This is a genomic window from Rahnella sp. CG8, assembly GCF_023701875.1.
GTDB classification, from domain to species: domain Bacteria; phylum Pseudomonadota; class Gammaproteobacteria; order Enterobacterales; family Enterobacteriaceae; genus Rahnella; species Rahnella aceris.
In genome coordinates this window covers 15,857-31,130 of sequence record NZ_JABAED010000023.1, presented here as the reverse complement: position 1 = coordinate 31,130, position 15,274 = coordinate 15,857, and the positions used below count along the sequence as shown (strand labels likewise).

The window sequence follows — 15,274 nt, the reverse complement described above, 5'->3', positions numbered from 1 at the left end:
ATCTAAGAACTAATAGAATTTAGCGCTATTTTATCCGTCATCCAATGTTTAATGATGTTTTTTATCGTCATAAAAATCATTCAATGGGATTTTTTTACCGGTTTACTGTGGATAAGCCAGACACCTGACAGGATAAGCAACCCGCCAATTGTTTTACTTAAGCTGATGCTTTCATTGAACCAGGGCAGCGTTACTGCGGCAATATACACCAGCGCATAACTCAGACTCAGTAAGGTATACGCCCGGTTGAGTGGCAGGTAACGCAAGGCAAAGAACCAGCATCCCATCGATAATATATAGCCACACAGCCCCATAAAAACGGCAATCAGGGCATGTAAATGGCTAACAATAAAGGGAGTATCTATAGCGGCCAGTGAAAACAACGGGATCTGCACTATGCCCCATTTCATCAGTAATTGTGCCGCCGTTACCAGCAAAACACTTCCCGCACTCCACAGGTATCCTTTCATAAGCTGACACTCATTAGTGCAATACCACACATGATCAGTGCGACGCCGCACCAGTGGCGGCCATCGACAGCTTCACCGAAGAACCAGCGGGCACACAGCGTGATCAAGACGAAATTCAGGCTGAGCATCGGATAAGCCAGGCTCAGCGGCAATAATTGCAATACACGTAACCATAACAGCATGGCGATACCGAGCAACAATATCGCCAGCCCGAGCCAGCGTAAAACCCTCGCCATGCCATGCGCAGCAACCTGTGCGGCCTGCTTCTGACAAAGCTGACCGGCACAGGTGACAACGCTGACGACAAGAACCAGAAGGAAACCGGTCATGGCAGTTTTTTGTAGAATAACAGTGCCTGACGGTCGATCCGCACCGTTTGATCCGCAGGAGGCAGAGAGGATTTCACCGCAGCATTACGGTCAAGTCTGAGGATCAGAGAGACATTTCCTGCCTGACGCGCTTGTTGCAGCCACTGTGAGAAATGTGCCGCATCGACAAAATTGTCTTTGGCATCCGGATAGCTCAAACCGTATTGCAGCTCACCCTTTTCATCAAACATCAGAATATCGCTGCGCTTGAGTGTCCACGCAACTGCGGTTGCCACACCGACGTTATCTGTCAGCACATAACGACTGTCTTTCAGCAACGCCATATTTTGCGTCAAAAAGGGCTGTGGCTGTTTGGAATCCATCACTTTTTTCGGAATAGCCTGTCCGGCCAGCAATGCCAGCACCAGCGGGCAAAGGGCAGCCCAATACCAGCGCTTTTTCAAATCCGTCAGCGACACTGCGCCAGCCAGCGCCCACACGGCAAAACACAGAATACCGATCAGGGCATGCGGCAACTCAGAACGACTGAACACGGCTTTGATGTGGAAAGGTAATATGCCGGAGATCAACAGAACTGCCACGGCCAGCAACACACCAAACACGATGTTGAGGGTCCCATTGGCTTTCAGTGCACGTAATTTTCCTGACTCAAGGATCTTATCTAAATAATCCGCCATCAGCAGGGCAAGCGGCGCAAAGCACGGCAAAATGTAAGTCGGCAATTTACCTTTAGCAATGCTAAAGAAAATCAGCGGCATGATTGCCCAGCTCAGCAGGAAGAACAATTCCGGACGCACGACGCGTTGTGTCCAGCCCGCCCGCAGAGCACCCGGTAACAACCCGAGCCATGGCAGCGCCCCCAGAAACAGCACCGGCAGGTAATACCAGAAAGGTGCCTTGTGCTGAGCATCAGCCTCAGCAAAACGCTGAATATGCTCAACCCAGAAGAAGTAGTTCCAGAAGTCCGGCTCCCGGTGTGCTATCGCCAGCACCCACGGCAGGCTCAGTACCGCCGCACTCACAATCGCCAGGGGCCCCCAGCCAAGCAGGGTTTTGAAACGCTTTTCGCGCCAGATAATCGGCAGAACCGCAATAACCGGTAACGCCAGCGCCAGAAAGCCTTTGGTCATAAAACCCATACCACAGGCCAGCCCGAGTGCAATCCAGCTCAGGGCTTTTTGCGGTGTACGCGATACCCGCAGGCAGAAATAGCTTGCGACCATTGCGGCCGTCATCCACAGCGTGATCATCGGATCCATCACACTGTAAGTCCCGATGCCGAAAACCAACGTCATGGACAGATAAATCAATGCCGCAGTGTAAGCCGTCTGGCGGTTGCGCCACATAAGATGCGCCAGCCAGAATACTAAAATCGCGCTAAGCGCCGTGCTGAATACCGATCCAAAACGCACGGCAAAGTTGCTGTCGCCAAAAATCATCTGGCTGATATTGTTAAACCAGTAACCCGCGACGGGTTTCTCAAAATAGCGTAACCCGAGAAGATGTGGCACAACCCAGTCGCCGCGCTGAAGCATTTCGCGGCTGATTTCTGCATAACGGGTTTCATCGGGTTGCCATAAGAGACGGGTGTTAAGAGGAACAAGGTAAACCAGGGCAAAGAACACCAAAATCAGCGTGCCCCACAAGCCTTTAATTGTTTTCGACATCAGGAAAAACCTTCTTGCTGACAGCCTAACCAGCCTTCCCGACCCGGGAAACTGGCGCGAACCACTTTGCCTCTTGGCAATGTACTGAGATCTTGCGGCAGCAACTCACCCAGCGCGCAAAACTGGATCCCCTGCGCAGACGCACGGGTTAACAATTCATCGAACTGTTTAGCCAGTGACATGCCTTCCACTTCGGCATGAATGGTATAAACCGGTACACCATGATCTTTCGCAATAGCATCAAGAATAAAGTCGTTGAAGTTATCGGCGTTAATCTCGCCGCCAGCCACTTCGTCATAAGTGGGTAACGTCACGGGAATCTGCACAGTGCCCAGTGTTCCGTTTTCCAGTACCGGCAGGAAAGGTCGCGTTCCGCGGCAATCACTGTTGTAGTAAAAGTGGAAACGTTCTTTGACTTCGATAACCCGCTCATCGGCACGCCAGCCTGCGACAGCCGAACATTCGACATCATGGCCCAAACTTTTTTCGAGCGCATCCAGCCCCAGGCGGATTTGTGCTTCCAGCTGTTTCTCGGACCATTTCCCGACTTTTGCCTGCCAGCCCTGATGATCCCAGGCGTGCAGCCCGACTTCATGCCCGCGTTTTGCAGTTTCATTCATCAGATAACCGAGATCACGCGCGATAAGTTTACCCGGCCACGCGGTGCCTGCCAGTAAGATATCCCAGCCGTAAAGAGACGCCGCATTAGAGCGCAGCATTTTCCACAGGAAGCGCGGTTTAAGCAGGCGCCATAAATGACGCCCCATATTATCCGGGCCAACGCTGAAGAAGAAACTGGCAGTAATTTTATGATTTGCAAGAGTTTGCAGAAGCTGAGGGACACCCTCGCGGGTGCCACTCCAGGTATCCACATCAATGCGCAGACCCACTTTCTTCATGACGGGCACCGTTTCAGGCTTTGCCAGCGTCAGGATTTACTGAACGCAGGAAGAAATCCAGGGTTTCAGCAACGGTTTTATCCATGCCGATTTCCGGTTTCCAGTTAAGCAGACGACGGGCATTTTTGATGCTCGGCGTACGGTGCTCCACGTCCTGATAGCCTTTTCCGTAATACGTGCTGCTTTCCACCAGATTGAAACCAGCGAACGGCGGGAACTGCGCGCGCAACGGATGTGATTCAAAACTGCTCAGCAGCATTTCTGCCAGTTCACGAATGCTCGCTTCGTTAGTCGGGTTACCGATGTTAATAATCTGGCCATCACATAAGTTGTCGCGGTTCTCGATGATCCGGAACAACGCTTCAATACCGTCGTTGATATCAGTGAAGCAACGCTTTTGCTCGCCGCCATCCACCAGTTTGATCGGTGATCCTTCAACCAGATTAAGAATCAGTTGGGTGATCGCACGGGAACTGCCGATACGCGCAGCATCCAGGTTATCCAGACGTGGTCCCATCCAGTTGAACGGACGGAACAGGGTGAACTTCAGGCCTTCTTTCGCGCCGTAAGCCCAGATCACGCGGTCCAGCAGTTGCTTGGAAACAGAGTAAATCCAGCGCTGTTTGTTGATCGGGCCGACAATCAGACGGGAATGATCTTCGTCGAATTCCTTATCATCACACATGCCGTAAACTTCAGACGTTGACGGGAAGATAATGCGTTTTTTGTATTTGACGCAATCGCGGACAATTTTCAGGTTTTCTTCGAAATCCAGTTCGAATACGCGCAGCGGATTACGGGTGTATTCGATTGGCGTTGCAATCGCCACCAGCGGCAGAACGACGTCGCATTTTTTGATGTGATATTCGATCCACTCTGAATGGATGCTGATATCGCCTTCCACGAAGTGGAAATGCGGATTGCCCATAAAGCGGCTGATCGCGTCAGAGCTGATATCCAGGCCATAAATTTCATAGCGGTCTTCGCGAAGCAAACGCTCGCTCAGATGGTTACCGATAAAACCATTCACGCCGAGGATTAAAACACGGGTACGGCGTTTCATCACCGCTGTGGGCAGCGTTGCGACACGCATATCCGGCATAATGCCCAGTTCCAGCGCCAGACGGGAACCCTGTACATACAGGCCGTTTTCACTCTGCCCTGCCAGAATTTCCAGCGCGCCTTCGCCACAGGCGATGGTCAGCGGATCAGAAGAAAGCACGGTGCCCGGTTGTTTGTCGTGCTGAGTTGCCAGCGGACGTGCGCGCCAGATAGTCAGCTTACGTTGGCCGAGATAAGAGAATGCGCCGGGATAGGGTTCAGTCACCGCGCGGATCAGGTTATTAATTTCAGTGGCCGATTTGTGCCAGTGAATTTCACCGTCAGCGGCGGTACGGCGACCAAAGTAACTGGCCTGAGATTCGTCTTGCGCCGTCAGTGTGATGTTACCCGCTTTCATTTCCGGCAACAGATCTGTCAGTAATGCTTTCGCTGCCTCACGCACTTTGGCATGAAGTTTCAGCGCCGTGTCATCGCCAGTGATCGCCACTTTGCGCTGACCGACGATATCACCTGCATCCGGTCGTTTGACCATTTTATGCAAAGTGACACCCGTTTCGGTTTCACCATTGAGCAGCGCCCAGTTAACCGGTGCACGACCACGGTAACGCGGCAGCAATGAACCGTGCAGATTGAAGCCACCCTGCGGCGCCAGAGATAAAATCTCTTCGCTCAGCATATTACGGTAGTAGAAAGAGAAGATGATATCGGGCTGTAAAGCACGGATGCGGTCAACCCACAATGGATGGTTAACATCTTCCGGTGCATAAACGGGCAGGTTCAGCTCAGCGCCCTGACGGGCAACGGAAGAAAAGAACTGGTTTTCATTCGGGGAATCAGTGTGGGTGAAAACTGCCTGAACATCATAACCCGCGTCAACCAGAGCCTGTAAACCAACACAACCAATATCATGATAGGCAAATACAATCGCTTTCATTACTCTTCTTCCTGACTGTGGTCTTCGGAACGAACGCCGACGACTTTTTGAACAAAATAACGGGGACGCGCACGAACATCGTTGTAGATCCGCCCGATGTATTCACCGAGTAATCCCATACCGACAAACTGCGCACCGATAAACATAAATAACAATGCAAATAGCGTGAATACGCCTTCCGCAGACCACTCAGGGCCGTTGATCAGGCGCATTAAAATGAGGAATACCGCCAGCAGGAAACCGAAGATGGCAATCACACTGCCAACAACACTGAGCATTCTCAGCGGTGTTGTCGTCAGACAAGTGATCAGGTCATACATCAGGTTAATCAGTTTCATCAGACTGTATTTGGAATCACCAAACTCACGCTCAGAATGCTGAACCGGAATTTCTATGGTTCTGCGCGCGAATGTGTTGGCCAGAATAGGAATAAAGGTACTGCGCTCATGGCAATGCAGCATAGCTTCGATAATGTGACGGCGATAAGCCCGTAGCATACAGCCGTAGTCACCCATCGATTTACCGGTGGCACGTTGGATCATCATGTTGATCATCTTTGATGCCGTTTTACGGAACCAGGAATCGCGACGATTTGCACGTACGGTGCCGACAACGTCATAGCCTTCATCCGCCGTGGCGACCAGGCGCGGGATTTCTTCCGGTGGATTTTGCAGGTCAGCATCAAGCGTAATGACCAGATCACCGGTCACATGGCTAAAACCGGCCATAATGGCGGAATGCTGGCCGTAATTGCGGTTGAGCAAAACGGCAATAACATGGCTGTCCGGTTGTTCTGCAGCGGCAGCGAGCATGTCGCCGGAGCTGTCAGAACTGCCGTCATCCACCAGAATGATTTCGTATTGCTGGGTTAATTGCTGACAAGCGGCCTGCGTACGAGATAACAACGCCGGCAGGCTTTCTTCTTCGTTGTAGACCGGGATAACCACCGAGACTTTACGGATTGGTTCGTATTGCGCCACTACTGCGCCTCCAGAAGGGAAAAAAGAGCCGCGACAACGCGGTCCACATCGCTGTCCTGCATATCAGGGAACAGCGGCAAACTGCATAAACGTGCCGAATTCCATTCACTGTTTGGCAGGCTCAGATGCGGATAACGTTCGCGGTAATATTTTTGGGTGTGAGCTGCACGGAAATGTAAACCCGTTCCGATCCCCTGCTCTTTCAGACGTTCCATCAGTGCGTCACGGCTGATACCACAACGCGCTTCATCCACACGGATCATGAATAAGTGCCACGCATGAAGGTGCGGGTAAGCCGGTACAGCCATTGGCAGATAAGGTGAGCCCTGTAATTTATCCAGATAACGCTGTGCCAGCTCCGCACGGCGGGCATTCATTTGTGCAAGACGTTTAAGCTGCACGACAGCCACAGAAGCATGAATGTCGGAGAGATTGTATTTAAAGCCTGGCTCAACCACTTCAGCCTGCGGTTTACGCCCCAGCACCTGACGATCAAATGCATCAACCGCCAGACCATGGAATTTCAATGCACGTACTTTTTCAGCCAGAGCATCATCGTCGGTGGCAATCAGACCGCCTTCTGCGCAGGTCATATTTTTGATCGCGTGGAACGAGAAAATTGCTGTCCCCTGTGCGCCAATCCAGCGTTCACGGTATTTTGTGCCTGCCGCGTGCGCAGCATCCTCCACGACCGGAATACCGTGTTCATTAGCAACAGCATAAATCGGGTCAAGGTCTAAAGGCGCGCCGGCGTAATGCACCGGGATAATCGCTTTGGTTTTTGGCGTGATAGCCGCAGCAACCGCGTCGGCACTGACCATCAACGTGTCAGGATCAACATCAATCATCACCGGTTCTGCGCCGAGCAGGACAATCATGTTGATGGTTGAAACCCAGGTCTGTGAAGGCGTGATCACTTCATCGCCCGGTCCGATGCCGAGCGCCATCAGGGTGACATGCATGCCGCCGGTCGCAGAACTGACTGCGATAGCATGCTTACAACCGAAAGTGGCAGAAAAATCCTGTTCAAGCTGATGAGTCTGTGGCCCTGTGGTGATCCAGCCAGAACGTAAAACCTGCCCCACTGCAGCTATTTCTTCTTCGCCCATAGACGGACGGGAAAAAGGCAAAAAGTTTTCCATTACGCTATCCCAAAAAGGTAATTACCGATACCGACTGTAGACCGCATTTATTTAACAGTAAGTAAACGCCGTCATGAAATTATGGATCTTATGATGTCGGTTTAATCTTAATTTAACCTTAAGGATTTACCAGTCACGCGAAGCTAAACAGAAAGTAAATAAACAAAAATTAAATAGCAGGAAAAAATAAAAATCATTTAATAACAATCAATTACATTAAATTATGTTTTTATGAAAAAAATGAACTTTATTAAAACAATGCATCTTCTGCGTTTTTTATGAACAAATAAGAATTGGGGTAAAGCGTAAACCCCAATAATAATATAATTAAACCGCTATGCATTAAGCTCAGGTCGCCATTATCCATTGCCTGCCTGCCAGTTCGTGTATCTGAAATGCCACTTTGTACACGTCTGAAAGTATTTCAGGCTGCATGACATCAGCACATTTTCCCGCCGCCATCACCTGACCCTGCGACATAAGCCAGATCTGATGTGCGTAATGGAGGGTATGGTTGAGATCATGATCGCTTAACACCACGGAACGTCCTGCCGCGCAAAACTCCGCAAGTAACTGATCCAGCGCCTGCTGCTGGGCAACATCCAGGCTGTTCATCGGCTCATCAAGGAATAAAAGCTGACTATCAGGATTCACCGTCGGCCACACTTGCAATAAAGCAGCCGCCAGCCTCACCCGCTGCCATTCCCCGCCGGATAAATGCGTGACCGGCCGGCCAAGTTTGTCGCTGAGATGTAAAGCATCACATAAACATGAAACCGTGCGCTCAAGAACAGCAGGATCCACTTCTCGCGGCTGATGAAGGGACAAATATTGAAATACCGGCATCAGGGATGCCGGGGTCAGTTGCTGGCATAACCAGGCGCGAAGACGTGCCAGCCTGGGTCCGGGAACGTCGGCAAGCCGTTGGCCGTCGAGAATAACCTCGCCTCCCCCTGCCGACATACCCGCCAGACGGGTCAGTAAAGTGCTTTTCCCGGCGCCATTCGGGCCGATAATATGGATCCGACAGCCCGGCACAATCTGCGCGCTAAATGCGCTAAGCCGCCCCGCAACGGTTATCTCACGACATTCCAGCATTGGTGTATTCACACGCAAATTATTTCGCCAGTGCGGCTTTGATGGTTTCCATAAGGATCGGATCTTCCGGTGTCATATCGGGTGCAAAACGCTGAACCACGGTGCCGTCACGACCAATCAGGAATTTCTCAAAGTTCCACAAGATGTCATCGGGCTTAAGAGGTTGACGACCTTTGCTGGCCAGACGTTCGTAGAACGCACTGTCTTCCGGTTTGACGGCTGTCGGACAGGCTGCAATCAGCGCTGAATACAGCGGATGACGGTTGTCTCCGTTGACGTTAATTTTGCTAAACATCGGGAATTTCACGCCAAAATGGGTGGTGCAGAAGGTTTTGATCTCATCTTCAGTGCCCGGTTCCTGCGCGCCGAATTCATTGCACGGGAACCCCAGCACTTCAAAACCACGATCGTGCCAGGCCTGGTAGATATTTTCCAGCCCCTCATATTGCCTGGTCAGGCCACATTGTGATGCCACATTCACGACCAGCAATACAGAACCTTTATAAGCACCGAGCGTCGTGGTTTCGCCATCGATAGTTTTCAGGGAGATATTATAAATTTCATTACTCATCGTTTTCGTCCTGATATTTGTAGGTTAGGGGAAGGGTTTCAGTGAACAGCATAGCCGACACACCGAAAAGCATCAGCGGATTTGTCCGGTTCTGGTCAGCAACCAGATGAATACCGGTGCACCCAGCGTGGCAGTCACCACACCAATCGGTAATTCCGCCGCGGATAAACCAATTCGCGCCAGCACATCCGCTAACAGTAAAACTGAAGCGCCGCAAAGCGCACAGGCGGGCAGCAAACGGCGCTGATCGGTGATCCCACAAAGCCTGAGAATATGCGGGATGATCAGCCCGATAAAACCGATGACGCCCGATAAGGCGACGCTCAGCCCGACCATCCAGCCGACGGCAAGCACCAGAATATAACGCCAGGTGTTCAGCGATATGCCGAGTTGCCTCGCCTGCTGCGTCCCGAGAGACAATAGATTGAGTGCATTCCCCTGTAAGACCAGCCACAGTAAAACAGGCAGCAACATTAATCCCAGCCAGAGCTGATTCCAGTCAACACCGCCAAATCCGCCCATCATCCAGTACATCAACTGCCGTAAATCGAGATTGTTGCTGAAATAAATCGCCCAGGTCATTAAAGCACTGCAGACAATCCCAATAGCAATCCCGACAAGAAGCATACGGGCATTCGTCAAAAGGCGTTTACGGGCAATATATAGCAGAAAGAAAGTGACAATCAGAGCGCCCGCGATGGCTGCCAGACTCATGATCCAAACAGGCAACAGGCCGTGGCTTAACATGACACATAAAACCAGCGCGACGCAGGCACCATTGGCAACACCGAGTAAACCGGGCTCGGCAAGAGGATTTTCGAACAACGACTGCATCACTGCCCCGGAGACAGCGAGACTTGCGCCCACCAAAATGACAGCGACAGCGCGCGGAAACCGTAATTGCCACACGAACAGACGCGCCTCAGTGCTGAACCATTGATCCGGCCACAGCCAGCGTTCACCCGCACTCAGACTGAACACCCATATCAACAACAAGAACATACCCAGCCCGTATAACCAGCGGCGGTCACGGTATTTCTGTTGCTGTTCAAAGGCAGAAAAGGTCTGCGGGATAGGCATGAATGGCTAATTCCTGGGGCTCACGGGAAGTGACTATCCTACCGATATTAGGCAGTTAGCTCTAGCGAAGAACGGCTGAATACCATAAATAGAAATTGAAAAAGCCGGTGACTGAGCACCGGCTTCGGACACGTTGGGCATTTACAGGGAAAATCAGTGTCCCTGATAACCATTCGGCGGGATCGGCTGGCCGTTCCCCTGATGACCATTATTATCATGATGATCATTACCGTTTGGACGGCCCGGGTTATGGGGCTGCGGTCCTGGCTGATTACGCCCCGGCTTATCATGGTTACGCTGCGGTGGTTTAGCGTCCCAGCGATTACCGTGCCAGTACATGCCATGTTCATTACGCTCACCGTAATGATGGCCCTGATGATCATGCCACCACTGCGGTGGGCGCCAGTCATAGCCATCCCAATAGTAACCGCGCTGATCCTGATCCCCGAGGTGAAGTGATACGCCAGGTACGTTGAGGTCAATAGAAACATTTGCCTGCGCGATCACAGGCAAAGCCAGTGCACAACAAAGCAATAAGAGAGATTTTTTCACGTTAGTTACGCCTTCTTTATTTTTTATGACGTGATTTTTATATCAGTCAGGTATTGAAGAAAATATAAGAAATAAGCGTATTTTCGGATAACTTGCTCTGACCTTACAATAAAAACACAAACATGTCCTGGTTGAAATAATTCAACAAGACGGCGTGTGTTATCTATTCAATTCCTATTAAGACACTAACAAATCTTAACGCAAGCCTGACAACAACCTGTCTGCATTCTATTTATAATCGACCTGTTTATTCAAACGAAGGATGTATTTTATGCGTCGTATTTTCGCTCTGCTGAGCATTGCTCTGGTTGTCGTCAGCCTCAGTGGCTGTTTATTCCCACCATTTTGGGGTCCTGGTGGTGGCGGTCATGGCGGCGGTGGGCACGGTGGCGGCGGTCCGGGTGGACCTCGTATGTTCTATAACCACTAGTCACCTTTTATAATTCCATTCTCCCGTTCCCGGCTAATTTGTCCGGTAACTTTTATTCAGATATTAATATGTAAATATTATTAACTGAACATAATGAGTGACTTACCATAGGGGCTTCGGCCCCGTTTTATTTGAATGGCATCCGGATAAATAATAAACCAAAGTTCTTTTCAGGCCTTGAAATTTAATCTATCAGACTAATCCTGAACCGCCTACCCCTTTAACGCTATCTTTTCACTTTCTGTGCTAATTACTTAAAAGCGTTAAAACCTATTGTTTCCGATGACACTGCACTCTTAAAAGTCAGATAAAAAAAAAGGCCGCTTTCGCGGCCTTTTTGATGTTTTCACTTATTCTTTCGGCGTGGCATTCTCTACACGACTTTTCAATTTCTGTCCCGGACGGAAAGTCACCACACGACGCGCCGTGATCGGAATATCTTCGCCGGTTTTCGGGTTACGTCCCGGACGTTGGTTTTTGTCACGCAAATCAAAATTGCCAAAGCCAGACAGTTTAACTTGCTCGCCATTTTCCAAAGCACGACGTACTTCTTCGAAAAATATTTCAACAAGGTCTTTGGCATCCCGTTTGCTCAGCCCGAGCTTTTCAAACAGGTGTTCTGACATTTCAGCTTTAGTAAGCGCCATAGGTTCAATCCCTCAAGGATGCTTGGAATCGCTGTTTTAGAGCCTCTACACATTTTGCAACGGTAGCGGCGATCTCCTCTTCTTCCAGTGTACGGCCGGTATCCTGCAACACCAGACTGATAGCCAGGCTCTTGTAACCTTCAGCTACGCCCTTGCCACGGTACACATCAAACAAGTTTACGCCAACTACCTGATTTGCGCCAACTTTCTTGCACTCTGCCAAAATATCGTCTGCGGGCACGTTTTCGGCCACTACCACAGCGATGTCACGACGGTTCGCCGGGAAGCGAGAAATCTCTTTCGCATCAGGCAGCACGCGGTCTGCGACCTTATTCCACAACATTTCGAAGACCACGGTACGACCATTAAGATCGAGTTTACGTTCCAGCTCAGGGTGTACTACACCAATGAAACCAATACGTTCGCCGCGTAAATAAATTGCTGCGCTCTGCCCAGGATGCAACGCAGGATTCGCTTCCACCTTGAACTGTACATCGTTCATTTTGCCGGTAAGCTCAAGAATAGCCTCAAGATCACCTTTCAAATCGTAGTAGTCAACTGCCTGACGCGCCAGATCCCAATGCTCTTCATTTTTAGTGCCGGAGATCACACCAGACAGCATGACATCCTGACGGATACCCAAATCGGCTTGCGTATCAGGTACAAAGCGCAGGCCGCTTTCAAATAAACGTACGCGACTTTGCTGACGATTCTGGTTATTTACTACAGCAGTCAGCAGGCCAGACCACAGGGAAAGACGCATTGCAGACATTTCAACCGAGATCGGGCTGGGTAAAATCAGCGCTTCTTCGCCAGGATGCAGCAGAGCCTGCACTTTTGGATCGACAAAACTGTAAGTGATCGCTTCCTGGAAACCACGATCAACCAGCAGATTTTTCACACGTTTCAGTGAAAGGTTCGCTTCACGGTGTTTGGTCATCACCAGACTGGCTTTAACCGGCACATCAGGAATGTTGTTGTAGCCGTAGACACGCGCGACTTCTTCCACCAGGTCTTCTTCGATTTGCATATCGAAACGCCAGCTTGGCGCCACAGCTACCCAGTGGTCGCCATTATGCTGAACCTTACACCCCAGACGGGTCAGGATGTCAGTCACCTGAGCATCTTCAACATGATGCCCGATCAGGCGATCCAGTTTTTCACGACGCAAGGTGATGGTTGCCGCTTTCGGCAAATCAACGTCGGAGGTCGCTTCAATGACCGGACCGGCTTCACCACCACAAATGCTCAGCAACAACGCAGTAGCCCGTTCGATAGCTTTGAACTGCAGCTCAGGATCCACACCACGTTCATAGCGATGAGAAGCATCCGTGTGCAGACCCTGACGGCGTGCACGGCCAGTAATTGAGAGCGGAGCAAAGAATGCAGATTCCAGCAGGACGTCCTGCGTCTCGTCGTTCACACCGGAATGTTCGCCACCAAAGATACCGGCCATTGCCAGGGCTTTCTCATGGTCTGCGATGACCAGCGTATCTTCCGCCAGTTTCGCCTCTGTGCCATCGAGCAACGTTAATGCTTCGTTTTTCTGCGCCATGCGCACGACGATGCCACCACTGATGCGATTCAGATCAAACGCATGCATTGGCTGACCGAGTTCGAGTAACACGTAGTTCGTGATATCGACCACTGCGTCGATAGAACGGGTGCCACAGCGACGCAGTTTTTCACGCATCCACAATGGTGTAGGTGCTTTAACGTTGATGCCTTTAACGACACGGCCCAGATAGCGCGGACACGCTTGTGGCGCCTGCACATCAATGGGGATGGTGGCATCAATCGTTGCTTTCACCGGGTTCATTTCCGGCTCAACCAGTGGCAACTGGTTGATGACAGCAACATCACGCGCCACGCCGAGGATACCCAGGCAATCAGCACGGTTTGGCGTTACGCTGATTTCAATCGTGGTGTCATCGAGTTTCAGGAATTCACGGATATCTGTACCGACTGGCGCATCAAGTGGCAGTTCAATAATACCGTCGTGATCCTCTGAAATACCCAGCTCAGAGAACGAACACAGCATGCCTTCTGAAGGCTCGCCACGCAATTTGGCAGCTTTGATTTTGAAATCACCCGGCAATACGGCGCCCACCGTTGCAACTGCAACTTTAAGGCCCTGACGACAGTTTGGCGCGCCACAAACGATGTCCAGCAGACGATCGCCGCCCACATTGACTTTAGTCACACGCAGTTTGTCTGCGTTTGGATGCTGACCGCATTCGACAACTTCACCGACAACCACGCCATTAAATGCGCCTGCAACCGGCTCAACGCCATCAACTTCCAGGCCGGCCATAGTAATTTGGTCTGATAATGCTTCGCTGCTAATGGCTGGGTTTACCCACTCACGCAACCAGAGTTCACTGAATTTCATGTGATATTCCCGCCTTACTTAAACTGTTTGAGGAAACGCAGATCGTTTTCGAAGAATGCACGCAGATCAGTCACGCCATAACGCAACATAGTCAGACGTTCCATCCCCATTCCGAAGGCAAAACCGGAATACACTTCAGGGTCGATGCCCACATTGCGCAGGACATTCGGATGCACCATGCCGCAACCCAGCACTTCCAGCCATTTGCCATTTTTGCCCATTACATCCACTTCTGCGGAAGGTTCTGTGAACGGGAAATAGGAAGGACGGAAACGGATCTGCAAATCAGCTTCAAAGAAGTTATTCAGGAAATCGTGCAGTGTGCCTTTCAGGTTGGAGAAGCTGATGTCTTTATCAACGATCAGGCCTTCCATCTGATGGAACATCGGGGTGTGAGTCTGATCGTAATCGTTACGATAGACGCGGCCCGGCGCGATAATACGAATTGGCGGCTGCTGGTCTTTCATGGTGCGGATCTGAACACCGGAAGTTTGCGTGCGCAGCAGGCGTTTGGCATCAAACCAGAAAGTATCGTGATCGGCACGTGCCGGGTGATGACCCGGAATGTTCAGGGCATCAAAGTTGTGATAGTCATCTTCGATTTCAGGGCCGGTTTCCACGGTAAAGCCTAATTCACCAAAGAAGGTTTCAATGCGGTCGATAGTACGGGTCACCGGGTGCAGACCACCGTTTTCGATGCGACGGCCAGGCAGGGAAACGTCAATCGTTTCCTCTGCCAGGCGGGCATTCAGTTCAGCGGACTCCAGCATATTTTTACGCGCGTTCAGGGCTTCCTGAACCTGCGCTTTCGCTTCATTGATGACCGCGCCCGCAGCCGGGCGTTCTTCCGCAGGTAATTCACGGAGGGTTGTCATCTGGAGTGTCAGGTGGCCTTTCTTACCCAGATATTCGACACGCACATTATCCAGCGCGGCGATATCCTGAGCACTCTCTACGGCTGCCTTGGCATTGGCAACCAGCTCTGCGAGATGTGGCATTGCTTTCCTCTTCTTCTGGCCAA

The 15,274-nt window shown here is 50.9% G+C and carries 14 protein-coding genes; all 14 read right to left on the bottom strand.

All coding sequences use genetic code 11. The features are described from left to right. Window positions 1–80: 80 nt before the first annotated feature. The 14 genes from arnF to pheS all read right to left on the bottom strand — a co-directional run bounded on the left by arnF (window position 81) and on the right by pheS (window position 15,251). Window positions 81–470: a 4-amino-4-deoxy-L-arabinose-phosphoundecaprenol flippase subunit ArnF gene (gene arnF / locus HGO41_RS19270; protein ID WP_013576119.1), complete on the bottom strand. Its 390-nt coding sequence runs from the start codon at window positions 468–470 to the stop codon at window positions 81–83. Next, on the bottom strand, window positions 467–799 hold the full coding sequence (gene arnE / locus HGO41_RS19265; protein WP_112152172.1) for a 4-amino-4-deoxy-L-arabinose-phosphoundecaprenol flippase subunit ArnE: 333 nt from the start codon (window positions 797–799) through the stop codon (window positions 467–469). The genes arnF and arnE overlap by 4 nt, the downstream gene beginning before the upstream one ends. Next, window positions 796–2,466 carry a lipid IV(A) 4-amino-4-deoxy-L-arabinosyltransferase gene (gene arnT / locus HGO41_RS19260; protein ID WP_037035287.1) on the bottom strand — a complete coding sequence of 557 codons (1,671 nt, stop codon included), beginning with the start codon at window positions 2,464–2,466 and terminating at the stop codon, window positions 796–798. The genes arnE and arnT overlap by 4 nt, the downstream gene beginning before the upstream one ends. Then, the gene (arnD, locus tag HGO41_RS19255) at window positions 2,466–3,365 is read right to left on the bottom strand and encodes a 4-deoxy-4-formamido-L-arabinose-phosphoundecaprenol deformylase (protein ID WP_250981316.1); all 900 of its coding nucleotides are present in this window, start codon (window positions 3,363–3,365) and stop codon (window positions 2,466–2,468) included. The genes arnT and arnD overlap by 1 nt, the downstream gene beginning before the upstream one ends. A gap of 13 nt (window positions 3,366–3,378) precedes the next feature. Next, window positions 3,379–5,361, bottom strand: a complete 1,983-nt coding sequence (gene arnA, locus HGO41_RS19250; RefSeq protein ID WP_112197123.1) for a bifunctional UDP-4-amino-4-deoxy-L-arabinose formyltransferase/UDP-glucuronic acid oxidase ArnA — start codon at window positions 5,359–5,361, stop codon at window positions 3,379–3,381. Beyond that, on the bottom strand, window positions 5,361–6,341 hold the full coding sequence (arnC, locus tag HGO41_RS19245) for an undecaprenyl-phosphate 4-deoxy-4-formamido-L-arabinose transferase (RefSeq protein ID WP_013576124.1): 981 nt from the start codon (window positions 6,339–6,341) through the stop codon (window positions 5,361–5,363). The genes arnA and arnC overlap by 1 nt, the downstream gene beginning before the upstream one ends. Then, on the bottom strand, window positions 6,341–7,483 hold the full coding sequence (gene arnB, locus HGO41_RS19240) for a UDP-4-amino-4-deoxy-L-arabinose aminotransferase (protein ID WP_013576125.1): 1,143 nt from the start codon (window positions 7,481–7,483) through the stop codon (window positions 6,341–6,343). The genes arnC and arnB overlap by 1 nt, the downstream gene beginning before the upstream one ends. A gap of 348 nt (window positions 7,484–7,831) precedes the next feature. Next, window positions 7,832–8,581 carry a vitamin B12 ABC transporter ATP-binding protein BtuD gene (gene btuD / locus HGO41_RS19235; protein WP_121019045.1) on the bottom strand — a complete coding sequence of 250 codons (750 nt, stop codon included), beginning with the start codon at window positions 8,579–8,581 and terminating at the stop codon, window positions 7,832–7,834. A gap of 19 nt (window positions 8,582–8,600) precedes the next feature. Next, entirely contained in the window at window positions 8,601–9,152 is a 552-nt protein-coding gene (locus tag HGO41_RS19230; protein ID WP_013576128.1) for a glutathione peroxidase, read from the bottom strand. Window positions 9,153–9,224: 72 nt separating this feature from the next. Then, window positions 9,225–10,232: a vitamin B12 ABC transporter permease BtuC gene (btuC, locus tag HGO41_RS19225; protein WP_013576129.1), complete on the bottom strand. Its 1,008-nt coding sequence runs from the start codon at window positions 10,230–10,232 to the stop codon at window positions 9,225–9,227. Window positions 10,233–10,385: 153 nt separating this feature from the next. Then, window positions 10,386–10,784, bottom strand: a complete 399-nt coding sequence (locus tag HGO41_RS19220; RefSeq protein ID WP_013576130.1) for a DUF2502 domain-containing protein — start codon at window positions 10,782–10,784, stop codon at window positions 10,386–10,388. A 780-nt stretch (window positions 10,785–11,564) separates the two neighbouring features. Next, window positions 11,565–11,861 carry an integration host factor subunit alpha gene (gene ihfA, locus HGO41_RS19215; protein WP_004089944.1) on the bottom strand — a complete coding sequence of 99 codons (297 nt, stop codon included), beginning with the start codon at window positions 11,859–11,861 and terminating at the stop codon, window positions 11,565–11,567. 4 nt (window positions 11,862–11,865) lie between these two features. Then, window positions 11,866–14,253 (bottom strand): phenylalanine--tRNA ligase subunit beta, encoded by a 2,388-nt coding sequence (gene pheT, locus HGO41_RS19210; RefSeq protein WP_013576132.1) that lies wholly within the window; start codon window positions 14,251–14,253, stop codon window positions 11,866–11,868. A 14-nt stretch (window positions 14,254–14,267) separates the two neighbouring features. Then, a complete protein-coding gene (pheS, locus tag HGO41_RS19205; RefSeq protein ID WP_013576133.1) occupies window positions 14,268–15,251 on the bottom strand; it encodes a phenylalanine--tRNA ligase subunit alpha in 984 nt (327 codons plus the stop codon). Window positions 15,252–15,274 lie beyond the last annotated feature (23 nt).

Coding starts and splice junctions, on each gene's coding strand:
- arnF (WP_013576119.1), bottom strand. CDS start 470: ATGAAAGGATACCTGTGGAGTGCGGGAAGTGTTTTGCTGGTAACGGCG.
- arnE (WP_112152172.1), bottom strand. CDS start 799: ATGACCGGTTTCCTTCTGGTTCTTGTCGTCAGCGTTGTCACCTGTGCC.
- arnT (WP_037035287.1), bottom strand. CDS start 2,466: ATGTCGAAAACAATTAAAGGCTTGTGGGGCACGCTGATTTTGGTGTTC.
- arnD (WP_250981316.1), bottom strand. CDS start 3,365: ATGAAGAAAGTGGGTCTGCGCATTGATGTGGATACCTGGAGTGGCACC.
- arnA (WP_112197123.1), bottom strand. CDS start 5,361: ATGAAAGCGATTGTATTTGCCTATCATGATATTGGTTGTGTTGGTTTA.
- arnB (WP_013576125.1), bottom strand. CDS start 7,483: ATGGAAAACTTTTTGCCTTTTTCCCGTCCGTCTATGGGCGAAGAAGAA.
- btuD (WP_121019045.1), bottom strand. CDS start 8,581: ATGCTGGAATGTCGTGAGATAACCGTTGCGGGGCGGCTTAGCGCATTT.
- HGO41_RS19230 (WP_013576128.1), bottom strand. CDS start 9,152: ATGAGTAATGAAATTTATAATATCTCCCTGAAAACTATCGATGGCGAA.
- btuC (WP_013576129.1), bottom strand. CDS start 10,232: ATGCCTATCCCGCAGACCTTTTCTGCCTTTGAACAGCAACAGAAATAC.
- ihfA (WP_004089944.1), bottom strand. CDS start 11,861: ATGGCGCTTACTAAAGCTGAAATGTCAGAACACCTGTTTGAAAAGCTC.
- pheT (WP_013576132.1), bottom strand. CDS start 14,253: ATGAAATTCAGTGAACTCTGGTTGCGTGAGTGGGTAAACCCAGCCATT.
- pheS (WP_013576133.1), bottom strand. CDS start 15,251: ATGCCACATCTCGCAGAGCTGGTTGCCAATGCCAAGGCAGCCGTAGAG.